At 33.1% G+C, this 18,533-nt stretch carries 21 protein-coding genes and 1 pseudogene; 13 read left to right on the forward strand and 9 right to left on the reverse strand.

Annotation, left to right across the window (positions count from 1 at the left end; genetic code table 11):
• The first annotated feature begins 265 nt into the window (after positions 1-265).
• From ACVIJU_RS04725 to ACVIJU_RS04740, 4 genes are all read left to right on the forward strand, one after another.
• Positions 266-466: a hypothetical protein gene (locus ACVIJU_RS04725; RefSeq protein ID WP_327873271.1), complete on the forward strand. Its 201-nt coding sequence runs from the start codon at positions 266-268 to the stop codon at positions 464-466.
• Positions 467-553: 87 nt separating this feature from the next.
• Positions 554-2,461 carry an AAA family ATPase gene (locus tag ACVIJU_RS04730; RefSeq protein ID WP_456687328.1) on the forward strand — a complete coding sequence of 636 codons (1,908 nt, stop codon included), beginning with the start codon at positions 554-556 and terminating at the stop codon, positions 2,459-2,461.
• Positions 2,462-2,547: 86 nt separating this feature from the next.
• Positions 2,548-2,859, forward strand: a complete 312-nt coding sequence (locus tag ACVIJU_RS04735; RefSeq protein ID WP_130158900.1) for a nucleotidyltransferase family protein — start codon at positions 2,548-2,550, stop codon at positions 2,857-2,859.
• The gene (locus ACVIJU_RS04740; RefSeq protein WP_063389150.1) at positions 2,847-3,242 is read left to right on the forward strand and encodes an HI0074 family nucleotidyltransferase substrate-binding subunit; all 396 of its coding nucleotides are present in this window, start codon (positions 2,847-2,849) and stop codon (positions 3,240-3,242) included. The genes ACVIJU_RS04735 and ACVIJU_RS04740 overlap by 13 nt, the downstream gene beginning before the upstream one ends.
• A 132-nt stretch (positions 3,243-3,374) precedes the next feature.
• Here the strand turns inward: ACVIJU_RS04740 and ACVIJU_RS04745 are convergent, their stop codons facing one another.
• From ACVIJU_RS04745 to ACVIJU_RS04760, 4 genes are all read right to left on the reverse strand, one after another.
• Positions 3,375-3,605 carry a hypothetical protein gene (locus ACVIJU_RS04745; protein ID WP_130158898.1) on the reverse strand — a complete coding sequence of 77 codons (231 nt, stop codon included), beginning with the start codon at positions 3,603-3,605 and terminating at the stop codon, positions 3,375-3,377.
• 8 nt (positions 3,606-3,613) lie between these two features.
• A complete protein-coding gene (locus tag ACVIJU_RS04750) occupies positions 3,614-3,925 on the reverse strand; it encodes a cupin domain-containing protein (RefSeq protein ID WP_456687329.1) in 312 nt (103 codons plus the stop codon).
• Between the two features lie 185 nt (positions 3,926-4,110).
• A complete protein-coding gene (locus tag ACVIJU_RS04755) occupies positions 4,111-4,401 on the reverse strand; it encodes a transposase (RefSeq protein WP_456687918.1) in 291 nt (96 codons plus the stop codon).
• Positions 4,307-4,537 (reverse strand): hypothetical protein, encoded by a 231-nt coding sequence (locus tag ACVIJU_RS04760; RefSeq protein ID WP_327863752.1) that lies wholly within the window; start codon positions 4,535-4,537, stop codon positions 4,307-4,309. The genes ACVIJU_RS04755 and ACVIJU_RS04760 overlap by 95 nt, the downstream gene beginning before the upstream one ends.
• 369 nt (positions 4,538-4,906) lie before the next feature.
• Between ACVIJU_RS04760 and ACVIJU_RS04765 the strand changes: the two genes are divergently transcribed.
• The 6 genes from ACVIJU_RS04765 (at position 4,907) to ACVIJU_RS04790 (ending at position 8,616) form a co-directional block, all read left to right on the forward strand.
• A complete protein-coding gene (locus tag ACVIJU_RS04765) occupies positions 4,907-5,443 on the forward strand; it encodes a hypothetical protein (protein WP_456687330.1) in 537 nt (178 codons plus the stop codon).
• A gap of 17 nt (positions 5,444-5,460) precedes the next feature.
• Positions 5,461-5,865 carry a hypothetical protein gene (locus tag ACVIJU_RS04770; protein ID WP_456687331.1) on the forward strand — a complete coding sequence of 135 codons (405 nt, stop codon included), beginning with the start codon at positions 5,461-5,463 and terminating at the stop codon, positions 5,863-5,865.
• Positions 5,866-5,919: 54 nt separating this feature from the next.
• The gene (locus ACVIJU_RS04775; protein ID WP_456687332.1) at positions 5,920-6,561 is read left to right on the forward strand and encodes a TNT domain-containing protein; all 642 of its coding nucleotides are present in this window, start codon (positions 5,920-5,922) and stop codon (positions 6,559-6,561) included.
• Positions 6,562-6,639: 78 nt separating this feature from the next.
• Entirely contained in the window at positions 6,640-7,281 is a 642-nt protein-coding gene (locus ACVIJU_RS04780; protein ID WP_456687333.1) for a hypothetical protein, read from the forward strand.
• Positions 7,282-7,683: 402 nt separating this feature from the next.
• Positions 7,684-7,890, forward strand: coding sequence for a hypothetical protein (locus ACVIJU_RS04785; protein ID WP_456687334.1), 207 nt, complete (start codon positions 7,684-7,686; stop codon positions 7,888-7,890).
• A gap of 486 nt (positions 7,891-8,376) precedes the next feature.
• A complete protein-coding gene (locus tag ACVIJU_RS04790) occupies positions 8,377-8,616 on the forward strand; it encodes a hypothetical protein (protein WP_130157206.1) in 240 nt (79 codons plus the stop codon).
• Between the two features lie 761 nt (positions 8,617-9,377).
• Here the strand turns inward: ACVIJU_RS04790 and ACVIJU_RS04795 are convergent.
• The 4 genes from ACVIJU_RS04795 to ACVIJU_RS04810 all read right to left on the reverse strand — a co-directional run bounded on the left by ACVIJU_RS04795 (position 9,378) and on the right by ACVIJU_RS04810 (position 14,667).
• Entirely contained in the window at positions 9,378-9,878 is a 501-nt protein-coding gene (locus tag ACVIJU_RS04795; protein WP_144598524.1) for a PTS sugar transporter subunit IIA, read from the reverse strand.
• A 526-nt stretch (positions 9,879-10,404) separates the two neighbouring features.
• The gene (locus ACVIJU_RS04800; protein ID WP_094244504.1) at positions 10,405-11,196 is read right to left on the reverse strand and encodes a MurR/RpiR family transcriptional regulator; all 792 of its coding nucleotides are present in this window, start codon (positions 11,194-11,196) and stop codon (positions 10,405-10,407) included.
• Between the two features lie 306 nt (positions 11,197-11,502).
• A complete protein-coding gene (locus ACVIJU_RS04805) occupies positions 11,503-12,861 on the reverse strand; it encodes a 6-phospho-alpha-glucosidase (RefSeq protein WP_063388944.1) in 1,359 nt (452 codons plus the stop codon).
• A 198-nt stretch (positions 12,862-13,059) separates the two neighbouring features.
• Positions 13,060-14,667: an alpha-glucoside-specific PTS transporter subunit IIBC gene (locus ACVIJU_RS04810; RefSeq protein WP_063388945.1), complete on the reverse strand. Its 1,608-nt coding sequence runs from the start codon at positions 14,665-14,667 to the stop codon at positions 13,060-13,062.
• 1,157 nt (positions 14,668-15,824) lie between these two features.
• On the opposite strand from ACVIJU_RS04810, the gene ACVIJU_RS04815 reads away from it, so the two are divergent.
• From ACVIJU_RS04815 to ACVIJU_RS04825, 3 genes are all read left to right on the forward strand, one after another.
• A complete protein-coding gene (locus tag ACVIJU_RS04815; RefSeq protein WP_066248045.1) occupies positions 15,825-16,673 on the forward strand; it encodes an ABC transporter ATP-binding protein in 849 nt (282 codons plus the stop codon).
• Between the two features lie 7 nt (positions 16,674-16,680).
• Complete coding sequence (locus tag ACVIJU_RS04820) at positions 16,681-17,325, forward strand: ABC-2 transporter permease (RefSeq protein WP_063388946.1); 645 nt, start codon at positions 16,681-16,683, stop codon at positions 17,323-17,325.
• A gap of 103 nt (positions 17,326-17,428) precedes the next feature.
• Positions 17,429-18,046: a hypothetical protein gene (locus ACVIJU_RS04825; RefSeq protein WP_456687335.1), complete on the forward strand. Its 618-nt coding sequence runs from the start codon at positions 17,429-17,431 to the stop codon at positions 18,044-18,046.
• A 238-nt stretch (positions 18,047-18,284) separates the two neighbouring features.
• On the opposite strand, the pseudogene ACVIJU_RS04830 reads toward ACVIJU_RS04825, so the two are convergent.
• Positions 18,285-18,398 (reverse strand): annotated as a pseudogene (locus ACVIJU_RS04830) (hypothetical protein); the annotation flags it as partial.
• Positions 18,399-18,533 lie beyond the last annotated feature (135 nt).

The raw sequence follows: 18,533 nt of genomic DNA on the forward strand, positions 1-18,533 counted from the left end.
GAATATGAAATATAAGTGCATCAGTGTCAGTCATTTCTAGAAAAATTATAGGAGTGACTGACATTTTTCTTTTTTATGTCCAAATACAATAGTTAAAATAAAACTTCTCAATTTAGAAGTAATAACCCAAGAAAGTGTTTTCCATTAAAGGGGTGTGACCATTAGTTAGTATCTAATAAATATTATGTACAGAATTAAAAAAATATTTACTGAAGATTTCGATGAGAATTATTAACTATTAAAATATAAGGAAAGGAGATTATTAATGGCATTAGCAAAGGCAGATTTTTATTATGGGGCTTTATTATCACAATTAGTAAATAGTGGGTTTGCACCAACAATTATTGAGCGTGGAGATACACGAAGAATTTATTCTTTATCAAACGATTTTAGTGATTTTAAAGTTTATGCAAAGTACTTACCATGTAAATATATTGACTTAATACAAGTAATATCCACTAATTGAGGGGAAGAAGCTATTATGTGTTAGCGAAATTTAAAGAAAACATGAGAATTCTAAAGAAAATTAAAGTTTATAGAGGGAGGTATTTTTTTGAAACTACATAGTATTAAGATTGAAGGATTTAGAAGACATTTTCAAACGGAAATATTATGTTCAGATGCAACTTTTTTAATTGGTCCTAACAACGTTGGAAAAAGCTCGATATTAAAGGCCATAGAATACTTATTAAGCGATACTCAAAAAATGCCAGATGAAGATTTCTTTTCAATACTTGGAGAAGATAATAACAATAAAATTTTATGCGATAAAGTTGTAATAACTTCAGAGTTTAGAGATATTCCACCAAATGCATACAAATGGAAGGGTTTTAACAAACAACGAATGTTTAAGTATGAAAGTCATGATGAGGATGAGAGTGGATATAGGATATTTTATAGGAAAACTTACTTCCTTGGGAATAACAAATGTAAAATTGAGATGTTGCAGTATAACAGCTTTTTAAAGGAAAAATTTAAAGAATGTAATTCTATACAGGATTATATAAATTATGGACTTAGTGAGGAAGTTGTTAAGGAATTATTCCCTGATAAAAAATATAATCAAAAAATGACAGAAAATATGTTAAAAGTTCTTGAAGACAATGGTGTTGAGGAAGTTTTTGAAATTGATGAGAATAAAACCAAATGGTTTGAAAATCCCGGGGGAATTGCAGGAAATGTATTACATAAACTTCCGAGATTTCTTCTTATATCGGATAAGCCAAATAATGATGAATTGTCAGGAAAAAATGGAGCGTTGATAAAAACCTTAACACAACTATTTGAAGATGTTAGAGATAAATCAGAAAATTTTAAAAAGGTACAGTATTATCTAGAAGAACTTGCAAAGGAGTTAGATCCAAATGATGAAAGTAGTGATTTCGCACAGCTGTTATCAGGGTTGAATAAAGTATTAGGTGAAGTGTTCCCTAACACTACGTTTCTTGCAAGAGCAAATTTATCTAATGCAGGTGACGTAATAAAGCCTAATTTTGATGTTGAACTTGGAAGTAATATTCACACTTCAATTAACTATCAAGGAGCAGGTGTGATAAGATCTGCTATTTTTGCAATGTTAAGGTACAGAAGTATGCGTGAAAATAAATTAACAAGGGAAGAATATATTAGACCTTTATTAATAGCGTTTGAAGAACCTGAAATTTATTTGCACCCACAAGCTGCAAAACAAATGAGAGATATAATATATGAATTAGCTATGGATAAAAATAATCAAATAATTTGTACAACACATTCACCTTACATGATTGATTTGAGTAAGAATACTCATCAAGTATTAAATTCTCTTTACTTAGATTATGATAGAGTTGAACTAAATGATTCAAAAAGAAATTTAGAAGTTGTACATTCTAATCCTTTTAATGTCAGTGAAGCATATAAAAGCCTTATAGAAGATGAAAAAACTTATATTAAGATGTTATTAAAGATTGATGATAGTATAACAAAGGTCTTCTTTACAAAAAAAGTTTTGATAGTAGAAGGCGATACAGAAGAAGTTGTAATAAGAGAAACAGTTGCAAGGATGCCTGAAGATATGTATAAGGATTTCTCATATAATTGGGAAGTTGTAAAGGCAAGAGGAAAGGCTGCAATTATTCCATTAGTGAAATATTTTAACGCTTTAGGTATTTATCCATATGTTATACATGATAGAGATGGTGGTATAGAAAAAGCCTTTAATTTTAACAAGTTAATTTTAGATGCGGTAGGAGATCCAAATCGAGTTTTTCCTATTAAAGAGTGTATGGAAGACCTGTTAGGGTATAAATCTTCAAGTTCCGATAAACCATATAAAGCTTACCATTTTATAAATTCCAACTGGGGGAAGAAATGGGAAGATATTAATCCAGAGTGGAGAGGAATAATTGAACAGATTATATACGGTAAAAAGGAAAATAATACTTCATATATTGAAGTAGCGGCAACGAAAGATGAAAATTAATACTTCGCTTTATCTTATGGAAATCATTTTTATGATACATTTTATGGTATAATCATTTTCAAATTCAAAAAAGGGTTTGATAAAAAATGGATTTAAATTCGGCTGATCGGGAGCAGATACTGTCGTTTTTGAAAAAAATAATTGTTGAAACATTGCATGATCAATCAGTAAAAGTCTATCTGTTTGGTTCGTGGGCTCGTAAAGAGGAAAAGAGGACATCCGATATTGACATCGCTCTTTCTGCAGATTCAGCTATTCCGATTTCTAAGTGGGTGGAACTTCGTGAACGAATAGAGGAATCGCCATTACCGTACAGAGTAGATCTTGTCGATTTATCTAAAGCCGATCAGGCTATGAAAGAAAAAGTGAAAAAGGAAGGAATTTTATGGAACGGTTAAAGGAACGTATTCAACTTGCTTTAAAAGCTCTTCGTGCTTTCCAAGAGGTTTTGCTCCTAGAGAATCCAACGGAAGTTGAACGGGATGCAGCTATTCAGCGATTTGAGTTTAGTTTTGAAGCTTGTTGGAAAGCAGTAAAACAATTTTTATATGATAAAGAAGGAATTGATGTCGGTTCACCTAAAGGAGTAATTCGTTCAAGCAGGGAAATTGGAATTTTATCTGATGAGGAAACGATCATTGCATTAAAAATGGTAGATGATCGGAATTTGACAGTTCATACATACAATGAAGAGCTAGCTGTTGAAATTTTTGGCAATCTCCATAAATACTATCAACTTCTCTATAACTGGATTATACGTATAGAGAAGAGAGAATATTAAATATAGTTGGAAGAGTAAAATTCCGTTAACGATGTATCGTTATTTTTTAAGATTGGCATTTGCAGTTCGCCCACTCAATTTTCTACGCCTGGGAAGAATTATGAACATCGTTTTATATTGAACAGATTTTCCCTATCTTTTCTCAAACAATCGATTGTTTATCGTCAATACCGAATACATGCATTCGGTATTGACTTGTGTAAATGAAATTTGCTTCATCGGTACCGGCAGTATTCGGGAGAAAAGCGGAAAAACGGCTCTACCGGTCGGGTCTGAAGGATCGGCTGACAATAAGTATCCGGTTTTTGCTTTATTTTGTTTTTTGATTAAGCCAATTCCCGATTTCAACCGTCGGTTCCACATTCACTTTATCATCCCCGGGGGCGCTTTAATAAAAAAATAACTGTGCCGGGTTGTGACCGTTGAGCATATTTAATGCCTGGGGGAGTTACATAGAAATCGCCTTTTTGAAAGGTGTACAGTTCTCCTGTTTCCACATCTAAATATTCCGTTTTTCCGCTGATAATGTATTGATATTCATAAGCTTGCGTGTGGTAATGCGGCAATTCACCCATAAAATCACCGTATGAAGTGATTCCGATTTCCAGTTTGTCGCCTTCTATATATGGAAGTGTTGTCGTCTTTTCGGGCGATTTCTTAATTTGTTCGCTTATTTCCTTCACGAATTGATAAAGTTTTCGCCCCTCGTTTTTGATAGTTCTAATGTTTCTTTTGTTTTTGGCGCCTGTTTCTCAGTTTAAACTTCTTTCTTCGAATATGAAAAAAGGGACGAATGCAAAAATCTCGTCCCGTAGGGAGTTGCTCTGATACATTTAATACTATCTTCAAAAAGCAAACAAAGATCCCCTTATGCCACTCGTAACTGGTTTTTAATGGAATCTAGTGGCATTCCTCGTTGGGCTTCGTAATAAATAAACTCAATGAGATTGTGAATTTTTCTCGATCTCACACTCGCAAGACCGGTTGAAAAATCACTTGAATGTTCTGTCATGCAATAGATATACGTAAATTGTACGATGGCCCAAAATCGTTTAATGGCTCGCTCATGTCGGATTCGATATCGATCGAAACCTAATGTTTCTTTCGTTTGCCGAAAGTAGCTTTCGATCGACCAGCGTTTCGCATAGTATCCAAGAATAGCCTAATCGCTCAGTTTTTGTGTCTGTACTTAAAAAACAACGCAAATGCTCGCTCGTCATCGGTTGATCGGTTTTCCAATAAAACAATACCACCGCATTTGGAATGTCGTTCAATGCCCCTTCGTAGCGATACATTCGATACGTTTCGCCTCCCACGGTCACGAGGTGGGTATCGGAAATGACTCAACGTCGTTCGGTGTTTCGGATGGTAACTCACTGATGGAGATCCGTCAGAGTACCAGAACATCCTTTTGTGAGCATTCCATCTATGAGGTGGACGAGATGGTTCATCACAGACTTGGAATAATAAAGTTTTAATCCGAGAGAAGATCATGTATTGTAAATTTCTTGATGATGTGCTAATCGTATCCATACGAGAGACATGAACCTCTTGTTTAGGTAGTTTGATAGCACATCTATTCTAACCAAGGAATCGGTTCATGTCTCTTTTTATGTTTATTTGTAAATTTATGTTAGTAAATTTGCTCAAGTACAGTATATGAGATGGATGAGAAAGAATTAATATTTATGAAGAATATTAGGGATTCTGTGCCGAAAGTTAATCAAGATACTCTTTTACAAAAAACGTTTCCAGCTAGTGATATCGAAAAATACCTCAATGGAGAATATAAAGAAATTGGTGGTTATTTTGCAAAAGCAGAAGATGTAAGTCATATAAAAGATTACGCACATGTTGTCGAGTCCTTAAGACTAGATTATAGTTATGTTAATGATGATAGGGTAGTACGACCTTTTCCAGAAAACAGAAATTCCTATGGAAAAATCTTATTTAAGACTGAACACATTGGGAGTATTGAAATTCCTTATGGAAAAAGAATGGGAGGTACAGTCTTTGACGAACCACCATGTACACAGAATGGATTTACAGCTTCAAGAAACGGAGAAATAGTTCCTGAATGGAAATTTAAAGGTTACTTTGCTCCAAAAGATGGGGCTGAATTGTATGAAGTAATCAATGGAGAAGAATTTTTACGCGCTATATATGACGAAGACGTTGGTAGATTTGTTCCGATAAAATAATTACTGGAGGGATTATTTTGAAAAAAGGATTATATGCCAAATATAAAGGTGAGGACTATAAGGCTAGATTAATAAAGAATAAAGTTAGGTTAATTAGCTATAATGCAACAGATTTAGATAAGGGGTTTAAAGAAAAAAAATATCCAGATAATTATGACATTAGTAATCTCCCTAGAGTGTATATTAATGAAGTTGAACAGAATGAGATAGAAGATATTTATGAAATAGAACTTATTGGAGTGATTGATGGACTAGAGGTGCAAATATTAAATGAAAATGTTAATGAATATCTTGTTGCTACATCTGATGTTGCAATAGGAGTTGAGTTAGATCTAGACAGAAAAGATCGAGATACATTTATGGATTGGGTGCCAAAAAGTAGGGTTAAAACTATAACACATAAGAAATCAATCATACTCTGATTTTCACAAGGTGGGAATTTACTAAACATCGAGTAGGAGGCTAATGAATTAGAAGTGCCTCAGCATTTGAAAATCGGCGCAGCAAACGGTGCGTTGCAAGTCGGCCGATTCGTAGACAACACCATAACAAATCTGAAAAATGCGATCCCTGACCGGCAGATGGGATTCGCCATGGAAGGGGTTGGGGATGTTAAGGTTCCGGCGGAAAATACGCATGCGGTGGAAAACAAAATCCGGGCATACTTGAGCAAGGTCGATGGGGTGAATTTGGAGGACATAAAAGAAATTAAAGATAATTCAAAAGGTTTAAGTCCAGGTGATAAAGCGAAAATTGAAAAATGGATGTATCCACCCAGTGAGGAAAAGTACCTTAAATATAAAGATGTATATGATAATCCAAAATATTATAATCAAGAAACTGGAGAAGTAATATGGCCTCCAAATGATGGATTCGCAGAAGAACCGGTTGACACAATCCTGAAAGAAGGAATGTTAATAGATAGATATGGAGAACCAACTGGAGGCTTCTTTTCTCCAAAGGGTGTTCCGTATGAAGAGAGAGCGCTCGCATTGCATAGTGACGAAGCAAACTATTACGTTTATAGAGTATTGGAAGACTTTAGTGTTAAATCTGGTAAAGCTGCGCCTTGGTTTGGTAGACCAGGCGGGGGGAACACAATTTGTAAAATACCATGAAAATGGGAAACCTTATACAATTAATGAATTAATTGAAGAAGATTTAATTGAACTTGTTTCTGTAAGGAAGTGGAGTCCATGATGAATGTGCTTGAACTCTTAAAGAAGGATCCTAATCTTTTTATCGTTGAAAATGATAACCAATCGTTAAAAGAAGTTTCTGTCTATCAAAAAAATTATGATAAAGACAATGTGTATTTCGATATGTCTATAAGATGTAAAACTGATATTGTCAACAAAAAAATGAGATTATATGAAGTCCAAAGAAATAAAGAATTTTTGATTGGACAATATGCCGATTCGGAATTTGGCCAATTGGCATTTTATATAGTTGTGTATAGTTACTTTAATCAAGATAAACCAAGTAATAGCGTAAGAAAAATGCTGCGAAATATAGGAGAAGATGTAAATAAAGCAAATAAAATCCTTGAAGATCATATAGGGAAAAATTATTTTTCTTTGTATAGAAAAGAAATTGGAAAAATAAATATTGATAAAATAAATGACGATCGTTGTGATGTTTTTTACTTGTCTCTTGAGAATAATATAATCCCAATTGTCCTAAACAAAAGATTGCCAAGTGCATTTGTGATAATTTACAATTATGGCTTTTATTTAAAGCAATTTGACTCCTTAATGAAAAAGATCATTTCACATTACAATTTAAAATTAAAGAAAGAAGAAACAGAAGAATTAAAGAGATTGTATTTAAAAAAATAATTACAGCGGTGATAGTTACGAAACTGATTTAATTTATCATAAACACTAAAATATGAAGTCTTAATTCATAGAACCTCAGCTTTTTCTTTATTATCGCGGTATCTCGACATGGGCCGGTCCCAATCGGTCTAAGGGTTGATGACGGAATGAGCAACGAAAGACTTTGAAAAATAGCACTTCTTTGTAAAAAATGTTGGGGGGAATAAAGTTAACAACGATGGCTTCGAATATAACATTAAGGATACGGGAACAGGCGAAAGTACTATAGATCCTAAATTAGAAAAATATGTTTGTGAATCATTTGAAGGTATAGGGAAAGAGGCACAAAATAATTTCAATAAATATCTCAGAGATAATGTTTGGTGTGATGAAACGTTATCTAATGCTGAAAAGATTGAAATTATGAAAGCTAACTTTAATAAGTTAACACCGGAACAAAAAATAAATTTTAATGTTTTAAATGATGTTAGAGTGATAAAAAATGCTGATTGTTCTAATTGGGGAGAATGGCCAGATATTGACTGGCCAAGTTTTCCAGGTTTGAATAAAGATACTGTAATTGGTGTATTTAATAAAGAAACTGGAGAAATATTAATTCCAAGTGAATGAGATAGAATTGGAAGTCCTTTTGGCAACAATTTAGGTGTGGTAGAAAATAGTTATCATAGTACACAAAGTGAACGTTCTATTTGTTATATTGAAATGAGTATGCGAGGAACACCTATTATTTTGATAAAACGTACTATAAAGATGCAATAGATGCTATTAAAAATTTTAGTATTGACCATCCAGAATATTCTGTTAACAAAATCAATTCTATTATTGATAAATTAAATATAAAGATTGGAAAAAATAATCCTCATATTACTGAAAATGTTATTGCCAATTGGTATTCTCAATATAAAGCTTTTCAATCAAATCCTGAATTGGTAGCTTTGTGTAAAGAAAAAGAAATAGACTCAATATATGGTGTTATGGGGGAAGCAGCTCCATGGGAAAATAACTACGGGTGGTGCGAAACAAATTAACACTCCAATAAATGTGAAAGCTTTAGAGGATATCGGTATATTACAAAATAAAGGAGGTTGGTAAAAAATGACACGAACTGAATATGAAAATAAAATAAAAGAGTTAGGCATAGATTTGGAAGAATTGAATATTGTTATTGGTAGAAAAACCAATGTACCATTTTCAACAGGTTGCTACTTTGAAGGTGATAATTGGATCTTATATAATGTGGATGAAAGACAAAATTTTTCAATTATCGAGAGGGGAAATGAGAATCAAATTTTCAAATTTTTATATATGATAACGATGGGAAAAATAGGTAGATAGAAAATAAACATTTTAATTTGACCGCACTTCTTATCCAAAGCTTCTAAGCTATTCCATGTCGATGAAATAAAATTAATAGTTAATGGAAATTAAATTTGACCGTAATAAATGGTTCAGAGAAGAGGGGTTTTTGAATCCTTTTTATGTTATCCATGATAATAAAGATCCAATATTGTAACAGGTTCGGAAGTAATATTTAATAATGAAAGTGATGCCCTTGATAACTTTATAAAAAGGCTTAGAACAGAAAAGCTGTTATTTTAGGATATATAATATTAGCTAAGAACAATAAGGTATTTAAGTAATAGAAACATAAAATTGATGTTAGTCTAAAAATTAGACACGGAGAACAGGGAGATTATAATAAACTTAATTACAATAGGTTTGTTTTTTGAAAATAAAAGTGCAGAGAATTGCAAAATCCTTATGCAGTGATATGCAAAGGAGCTTTACATGGAGGAGGAGCCATGATAACCTTTTTTGGTTTTGCCAAAACTGTTGAAGCTGGCGCTTGGCTAAAGAATCATGGCTACAGAGGATCCATGTCAAGCCCTTGATGGATAGATCACATATATGTATATTTATACAAAATTTTGATAAAGATATACTGCAACACTCTGAATTTTCTTCTTGTAGAAAATAACTTGCATCATTTTACAGAAATATATTTGGAAAATGCACAAATGCTTGGTAAGAATGTGCATCATCTAGGGGATTCGCAAAATTTTTCGCGGTATTTCGGATGTTAGAATGAAATTGCCCTAATTTACAACATAGCATTTCAATATATACTCTCCCCTTTGTATTTCACCAGCTTCCCGCACAACTATTTTCTCAGTCTTTTCAGCGCTATTTGTAATAATAATTGGCGTTACGATTTCTTTATTATTTTTTTCAATAAATTCTATATCAACATTCATTATGGGATCTCCAATTTTTACTTTTTGCCCTTCACTCACAGTTACTTCATAACCTTCACCATTTAATTCAACCGTATCTAGTCCAACGTGAATTAATATTTCTAACCCATGTTTTGTTCGAATACCTATTGCGTGCTTAGTAGGAAATACTTGAATAATTTGTCCTTTTACAGGGGACACCACCTTTCCGTCTTTAGGAATAACCGCTATCCCATCCCCCATCATCTTTTGGGCAAACACGGGATCCGGTACTTCTGATAATGAAATTACTTCGCCATACATAGGTGAAAAAATTTCTTCTATAATAGTTTTGGGATTTTTCGCAAATATTTTTTTTAACATACTAATTCCTTCTTTCTATCTATAATAATTTTATGAAAATTGTATTTTAATAATAAAGACAAGACAAAGAACAGACAGCAATCCAACAATAATGGTACTGCCGACAAATCTTAAATTTGCTCCTTTTTCCTTCCGGTTCAACGTACTATTTTTTATTAATTCTTTATGTGCTTTCCGGTATTTGCTAATAGCTAAAAGAAGCAACATACTGCCAAATATATTTCAACCAGCAATAATGAAATCGCCAACCTTCCTATTTCTAACTGGATCTGTTTTATAAATCTGACAACACCATTCTTGTCAATACACCAAAAAAAGATTTAACATGGCAAACACAAACAAATTTTAATGAAAGGATCCTCTTTTACTTGAGCAAAAAAAGGTTGGTTTGCCTGCAGCGACATTATATATAAATAATTAAGAAAGAGAAATGGGACGTATAAAAAAGATGACCGATATTTTAAAAATGCGCAAACTTTGTAATATGGAAGGGGAATCATTCGAATGTTTTTGTTGGCACGTTGTATTATGCGTCTTCATCTTTTCCCGCCCTTTCAATTGTTTCTTTTTTCTCTTTCAGGTAGTCAACATAATGGCTAAAAATAGCTTCTCCAATAATAAAAAAAGGGGCAAATGTTTTCAATTTTGTTCCGTTATGGCTTGCGAGATTTGAACTTCTGGCATATAAATTATACGGAGTCATTCTAGCCAAACGATTATTTACTAAATTTGTTATAGAGATAAAAGGAATTCCTTTGGCAACTAAATTTTGCACTGCAGGAAAAATTGTTGGTGTATCTCCTGATAAAGAAAAAATGATCACAACATCGTTTTTCTGCAAATCCTTTACAATTATTTCAAACTCCAATTGGGAGTGGATAACATTCAAATACTTTTGAAGCGGCAGAAACATTCTTTGCAACTCTAATGCACAATGTAATTGTGCAGTGCCCGTCCCAAAAACAAATACTTGATTGGCATTATATATCAATTCACAAACATCCGAAAAATCTTTGGTTTGAATATATTTGATTGTTTCATGAAGATCTTCCTGCAAAATTTCTACACCGCTTTTTTCTTCTACCGGATCCTCTCGACCTTGCCATTTTAAGAACACTCGGAATTCACTATATCCACTAAATTCCAATTTCTGTGCCAACCGCAATATTGAAGAGCGGGAAACATTGCATTTTTCAGCTAGATTATTAATCCCTAACGAATAACAAGTATTTTTATTATTCATAATGTACTTTAAGATGTGTAAATCTGTCTCATTTAATTTTTTATAATGTTTATTAATAAGTTCTTCTAATCTCAAGCCATATCCCCTCCTTCAATAAATAATTTATGTTTGCTCTTGTCATCTCCAATCGCCGTGCCGTTAACTGCGAATAAATTCGCTGGAAGAACTATATGGAACTGTACTGGATTATTATCCTTTACATTCCTTCGGAAGCAGCCAAATGTAATGCCAGAACACTACAATACTTAGTTTAAAGGAAAAAAAGGTGTAAGTCTGCTGCTTGGAAAAAAATAATTATTCATTAACAGAAGGAGGAGTGAAACAAAAAAGTACAAAAGATTGTTACCCTTTTGTACTTTTTGTTTGATAAAATCGATCATCTTAAAAAGATTCGCTCACTACCACATCATCTTTATGAAGTTCAGGCCAGAAATCTTTATTTGCTTCAATTAAATCATCCAATATTTCTTTAGCAACTTTTGCACTTGGTACTGTTTTGGATAATGTTATTGCTTGCCATAATTTTTGGTAAGAACGGGTAACCCACGCCTCAACAACCAATTTTTCAACTGATACTTGTTGTTCCATTAATCCTTTTTGGAATTGTGGAATTTCTCCTATCGATAATGGCTCTGGACCATTACTTCCAACAATACAAGGAATTTCCACCATTGCAGTTGGATCAAGATTAATAATTGATCCTTTATTTTCGACAATTAATAACATTCTTTCATGAGTGTTATATGCAATGGCACGTGCTAAATCTACAATATATGCTGCATGTTCATCTATATGAAGTTTACTGCCTTCTGTGGATTGATTTTCAATTATTTTTCTACATTCGCCGAAAACAAATTTTTCACGGCCTTCCATTACCTCATTGGCTCTTGTATATTCAGGATTAGAATGCTCCACAACATAATCTGGGAAGAAGTAGTATTTCAAATACGTATTCGGCAATGTATTTGGATCTAATGCATATACATCACGCGCCTTTAAGAATGTTTCATTCCAACTTTGATCTACATGCTGGTTATCTGCGCTATTTGGTACATTATATCCATGTTTAGCTACATGTTCTTTTAGTTTTGGCATTAAATCATTTCCATCTTTATCACGGATTTCTGTCCACCAGCCAAAATGGTTTAATCCAAAATAACGGACATTCATTTCTTTACGATCATTTAAACCTAAAATTTGTGCCATGCGCATTTCAATTCCAATAGGCATGTCGCAAATGTTTAATATTTTGGAATTTGGCCGCAACCGACGGGTAGCTTCAGCAACAATAGCTGCTGGATTGGAATAGTTTAACATCCATGCATCTGGAGAGTATTTTTCCATATAATCAATTAATTCTAATACTCCTCCAATAGAACGCATTCCATATGCAATTCCGCCTGGCCCGCATGTTTCTTGACCAACTACACCATGTTTCAAAGGTATTTTTTCATCTAATTCACGCATTGCATATTTTCCTACACGAATATGCGCCATGACAAAATCAACATCTGTAAAGGCTTCTTCAGGATTTGTTGTTGCCAAAAATTCTATTTCCGGAGCTCTTTCTTTGAGAATTATTTCGCAAGCCCCTGCAATTGTTGCTTGACGTTCCTCATCATTATCATAAAGTTTTAATTTCCGAATTGGAAACTTATTTAAATGATCTAATAACATCAAAACAATCCCTGGAGTAAAAGTACTTCCCCCGCCTGCAATTAATACCGAGAATTTTTTCATTTTTAGCTTTCCTCCTTTAATGCAATATCCTCTTTCATCCAAGTTATAACAATTCATTTGTATGAAAACAATATTCCTTAACCATTCTGGTCGCTATCTCAAGTTCAGTTCTATTTCCCACAAGAAGGGAATTTTCCCGCTTGTCAAATAAACAACATTTTAGAATTTGCAAGTAAATGTGAAGCCTTTCAGTTTTCTTTATATTGTTTTTTTGCTAGAATCACTCAATAAATTCTCAAATTGTTCCCTTACTTGTGGAACCGATAAACCGACTATCACTTGAATTGCTTTCCCATTCTTAACAATTCCGTGGGCTCCAGCTGATCTAAATCGGCTATCAGGCGCTATTTTTGATTCATCTACTACTGTTACGCGGAGTCTTGTAGCACAGTTTGTTACATCGGCAATATTAGAAGATCCGCCTAGAGCTTCTAAAAATTCACTAGCTTGAACAAAATAAGCATTTTCTTTATTTGCACTATTTTTATTTTCTGCTTGCTTTTTAGCTTTGTAGTCTGCTTTTGTATACAGTTTTACTTCTTTTTGGTCATCTGCTTCACGACCTGGGGTAGCTACATTTAGTTTTACAATTAAATAACGAAACATGAAAAAATAGATAACCGTAAATGCCAATCCAATTATCCACTGAGTGATATAAGTGGAAGTATGGTATTTGAATAACGGAATCCAGTTGGAACTAGCAATTTCTAACAATCCGCCACCCATATTACCAACTGCACCAAACGCATACATCACCGCAGCCATAGAAGCTGCTAAAAATGCATGTACAGCAAATAGAAGAGGAGCAACAAATAAAAATGTGAACTCTATCGGTTCTGTGATCCCAGCTACAACAGATGTTAAAGTTGCTGCAATCAACATACCTGATACGATTTTCTTTTTCTCAGGTTTTGCTGTTACGTATATCGCTAATGCAATGCCAGGGATTCCAAAAATTTTGGACATACCATGCAAAGCAAAACCGCCTTCCGGGAACATTTCTTTTAATGAATGAGCACTTGTTGCATATTCTGATAAATGCTCCATCCAATATTTTGCAATTCCGCCATCAACAACTGCCGGGCCGTAGATAAAAGGACCGTATATAAAATGGTGCAGCCCCGTTGGAATTAAGATTCTTTCAAGGAATGTATACAACCAAACCCCTAATACATCAGAGGAAGCCAAAAACCCTTGTAAAGAAGCAATTCCGTTCTGAATTATCGGCCATCCCCACGAGGTAAGCAAGGCAAGAGGCAATATAGCAAAAAAACAAACAATGACAACAAAGGATGTTCCTTGGAAGATACCTAGGAAATCTGGTAGTTTTTTGTCAAAATAATGATTGTGGATTAAAACAACAATGGAAGAAATAACAATCGCACCGATAATATTTGTATCTAAAGTTTTAATACCGGCAATTTCCGTTAACCCGCTCACTCCTCCAACTTCTTCGCTAAAATCGACACCAAAATTTTCCCCCCAAATCGTTAAAATAGCGTTTACAAAATAATTGAAAGTTAAATAGGTTACGAGTGCTGCTAAAACAGCTCTCGCGTGTGCTTTTTTCGCTAATCCAATAGGGATGCCGGCAACAAAAAGCAACGGGATTTGATTAAATACTGTCCATCCACCTTCCTCTATTACCGTCCAGAATTTATACCATGCTCCATCTGGATCAGCCAAAGAACCCATAATATCCCCGTTTTTAAATAAAATTGTGAGACCTACAAGTATCCCCGCAAATGGGAATAATAATACTGGCACAAACATCGCCCCACCGAACCGTTGGAATTTTTGCATCATCCTTGATCCACTCCTTTTCTAGCAATTAAATAACAATACTTAAGAAGTAATTTGTGGGATCTGTTATTTCATGCAAAAGATGATTGCCACAGCAAAAATGTCAAGGTGCTTATAGTTGCAACTATAAATTGTCAGCGCTTACAATTAAGTTATATTAAAATCTAATTTTTAACAATAACTTGGCAAGATGTCGGGACTTATCCTTTCCATTTGAACATTTTCCCACAGTTTGAAAAATTTCACGAACTTTTCAAACTGGAAAAACATATAAAATTTCTTTCTCACGGTTATTCACTATGTAGCTTTAGCTTCCCTAAACATCGAGTAGGAGGCTAATGAATTAGAAATACTGCAGCATTTGAAAACCGGCGCAGCAAACGGTGCGCCTAAAGTCGGCCGATTCGTAGACAACGCCATAGCAAATCTGAAAAATGCGAACCCTGACCGGCAAATAGGATTCGCCATGGAAGGGGTTGGGGATGTTAAGGTTCCGGCGGAATTGAGGGGAATTTTGGTTACTCCATAATTAGTGGGGAAAGTAAAGAGCCTCAAGAAGTTATTAATACTGTATATGAAACGGTTTCTAGATTTAAAAGGGATCCGATAAAAAGAGATAATGCACAACGTGTAATAAATAAGGAAATTGGTTGCTTTTTAAGGTCTATTAATTCGCCTCAATTTATTGCAAATCAATTCACACGTTATCATTTCAATGGGACGAATTTATTTGACGTAATACAAATATTAGAAAAATTAACCGAAAAGGACCTAGAAGAAGTACTACACTTACATTTTTCTGATGAATCGAGTTCGACACTAATCATTAAGTAAATGATACTTGTTATTTTTCTATAAATTTTTTTTATTTAATGTAGTGTTAAGGTAGTATCCATCTATTAATTTAACATCAATCAATGGAAAAATACTATTTATTCTCTCCTATATTATTTTCATAACCTTGGATGTACAAACAAAAATAAGTAAAAACATAGGCTCTTAGACCTAATAAAAAAACAAAACGATTCAAAAGCCCCTTTTAAAATGTATTATTCTACATTATTATTCTGAATAGAAAGATAATTTTTGAAAAAATAAATGATTTAACGGGTGTAAGTAGAATACATATATATACTAAGATAATATGTTGGAGTGAGAAAATGTCGTACTTATTAGATGTTCAAAATATTACAAAGCGATATGGCAATAAAGTTGTTTTAAAAAATGTTACATTCAATGTTCCGTCAGGATCAATAGTTGGCTTTATTGGTGATAATGGTGCAGGTAAATCTACTACATTTAAAACAATACTAGGTCTAGTTTCTCAGGATTCAGGTAGAATTAAAATCTTTGGCAAAGAAAATATACATAAACAGCCTAAGATGAAGGAAAAAATTGGAGTTGTGTTCGATGCTATGAATTTACCGGCGCACCTAACAATCAAACAACTAAATAAAGTTTTTTTGAGAATATTTAATACTTGGAATCAAGATGATTTTTTCCGATTGGTTAATTCTTTTTCTCTCCCCGAAGATAAACAAATATATAAATTTTCTCGTGGGATGTCAATGAAACTTTCTATAGCTGTTGCACTGTCACATAATGCAAAACTACTATTACTAGATGAGGCAACAGGAGGGCTTGATCCCTCATCAAGAGAACAAGTCTTAGGTGAGTTAAAAAGCTTTGTGAGAGAGAGTAGTGGTGGGATATTACTTTCTTCTCATATTATGAGTGATATTGAGAAAATTGCTAGTCATATTGTTTTTATCAAAAATGGTGAAATTTTATTAAATGAGAGAAAGGACAAGATTCTTGAAAAATTTGCAATTGTTGATATCAAAAAGGAACGATTATCTTTACTAAATAGAAATATAGTTGTTGCAAAAAGGGACTATGGTTCTTATTCTAGAATACTTGTATCAAATAAAATGGAATTGCCAAAGGACCTTAGCTCTAAAAAGATTTCAATGGAAGAACTTAGTCTCTTACTAACTAACAGGGAGTGAAATTTAAGTGAAAGGTCTATTATTGACAAACTATTACCTAGTTTATCGAAGTATTTTTGCATATGTAGGTCTCGCATTATTGATTTCTGGTGTACTTTTATTTTTTTCAGGGCCTATGGTAAGTGGTGTGGCCGCTATGTTAATTATATTATTAATGACTTTGCCTTCACTTGAAGTTATAAAAATAGAGAGTAAGTCTGGTTATGATAAATATGTACTTACCTTACCGGTTAGTAGGTCTAATATTGTCCGAAGTCACTATATTTTTTACTTATCGGTTGTGATTATCGGAGCATTTCTTTCATATATTGTTATTTATACATATGATCTAATTTTTGAAACACAAATAAATGGCATAATTAATATTATTTCTTCTGGAATTTTCGTAGTTCTTTTAGCAGGTGCGCTTATATACCCGTTCCTCTATATCTTTGGTGCAGACAAATCTGATGCATTTGTACTTGGAGGAGGATTTGTAGGTCTATTTGTTTATTATGGAATCAAATTCTTAGTAGAAGATTTAATAGACAAATTACCGTTATCCATAGATTCGTCTTTATTAGTTCCGATTTTATTTATAGTACTTGGTATTACTGTATTTACTCTCTCATATTTAATTGCTGTAATTATTTATCGAAAGAAAGAATTTTAGACTATGTGATTAGTACATCAAGTAGGCGCAAAAAATCGTGCCCGTAGAGGCTCCATGTCAAGCCTTTTTTGCACACGCACCACATTCATAGCGAAAGGAGAGAATGGATAACTTAAATATTATCAATTTGTGTCTTGACAAAGGGGTGCATTACAAAGTTTCTGTCTATCAAAAAAATTATGATAAAGACAATGTGTATTTCGATATGTCTATAAGATGTAAAACTGATATTGTCAACAAAAAAATGAGATTATATGAAGTCCAAAGAAATAAAGAATTTTTGATTGGACAATATGCCGATTCGGAATTTGGCCAATTGGCATTTTATATTGTTGTGTATAGTTACTTTAATCAAGATAAACCAAGTAATAGCGTAAGAAAAATGCTGCGAAATATAGGAGAAGATGTTAATAAAGCAAATAAAATCCTTGAAGATCATATAGGGAAAAATTATTTTTCTTTGTATAGGAAAGAAATTGGAAAAATAAATATTGATAAAATAAATGAAGATCGTTGTGATGTTTTTTACTTGTCTCTTGAGAATAATATAATCCCAATTGTCCGAAACAAAAGATTGCCAAGTGCATTTGTGATAATTTACAATTATGGCTTTTATTTAAAGCAATTTGACTCCTTAATGAAAAAGATCATTTCACATTACAATTTAAAATTAAAGAAAGAAGAAACAAAAGAATTAAAGAGATTGTATTTAAAAAAATAATTACAGCGGTGATAGTTACGAAACTGATTTAATTTATCATAAACACTAAAATATGAAGTCTTAATTCATAGAACCTCAGCTTTTTCTTTATTATCGCGGTATCCCCCTATGCCACTCGTAACTCGTTTTTAATGGAATCAAAAAGATTAGTTTTTTAAACTAATCTCAGTTTGTCGACTTTGTCGATAAGCTGAAAGCACGTTTCTGGAAATCATGAAACGTGCTTTTCCTATATCTTTTATTCTTTTAAAACATCATTTTTGAAATGATAATAAATCTTTGGTGAAACATCTTCTTTTATTTCGATTCGATCAACCAAACGGTGAAGCATCTCAGAAGTTAGTTCATTGAAATGTCTATTAAATCAATTTGTAGTCTTTCCTCATATTTCTTTCGTTCACGTTTGGATTGATAGTAGATTTTCCAGCTTAAGCTTCAGTTTATTCGAAAGCAGATTATTGATTTCTTCAGTTATTAAACGGTAATT

This window comes from Aeribacillus sp. SP014, from assembly GCF_054055575.1.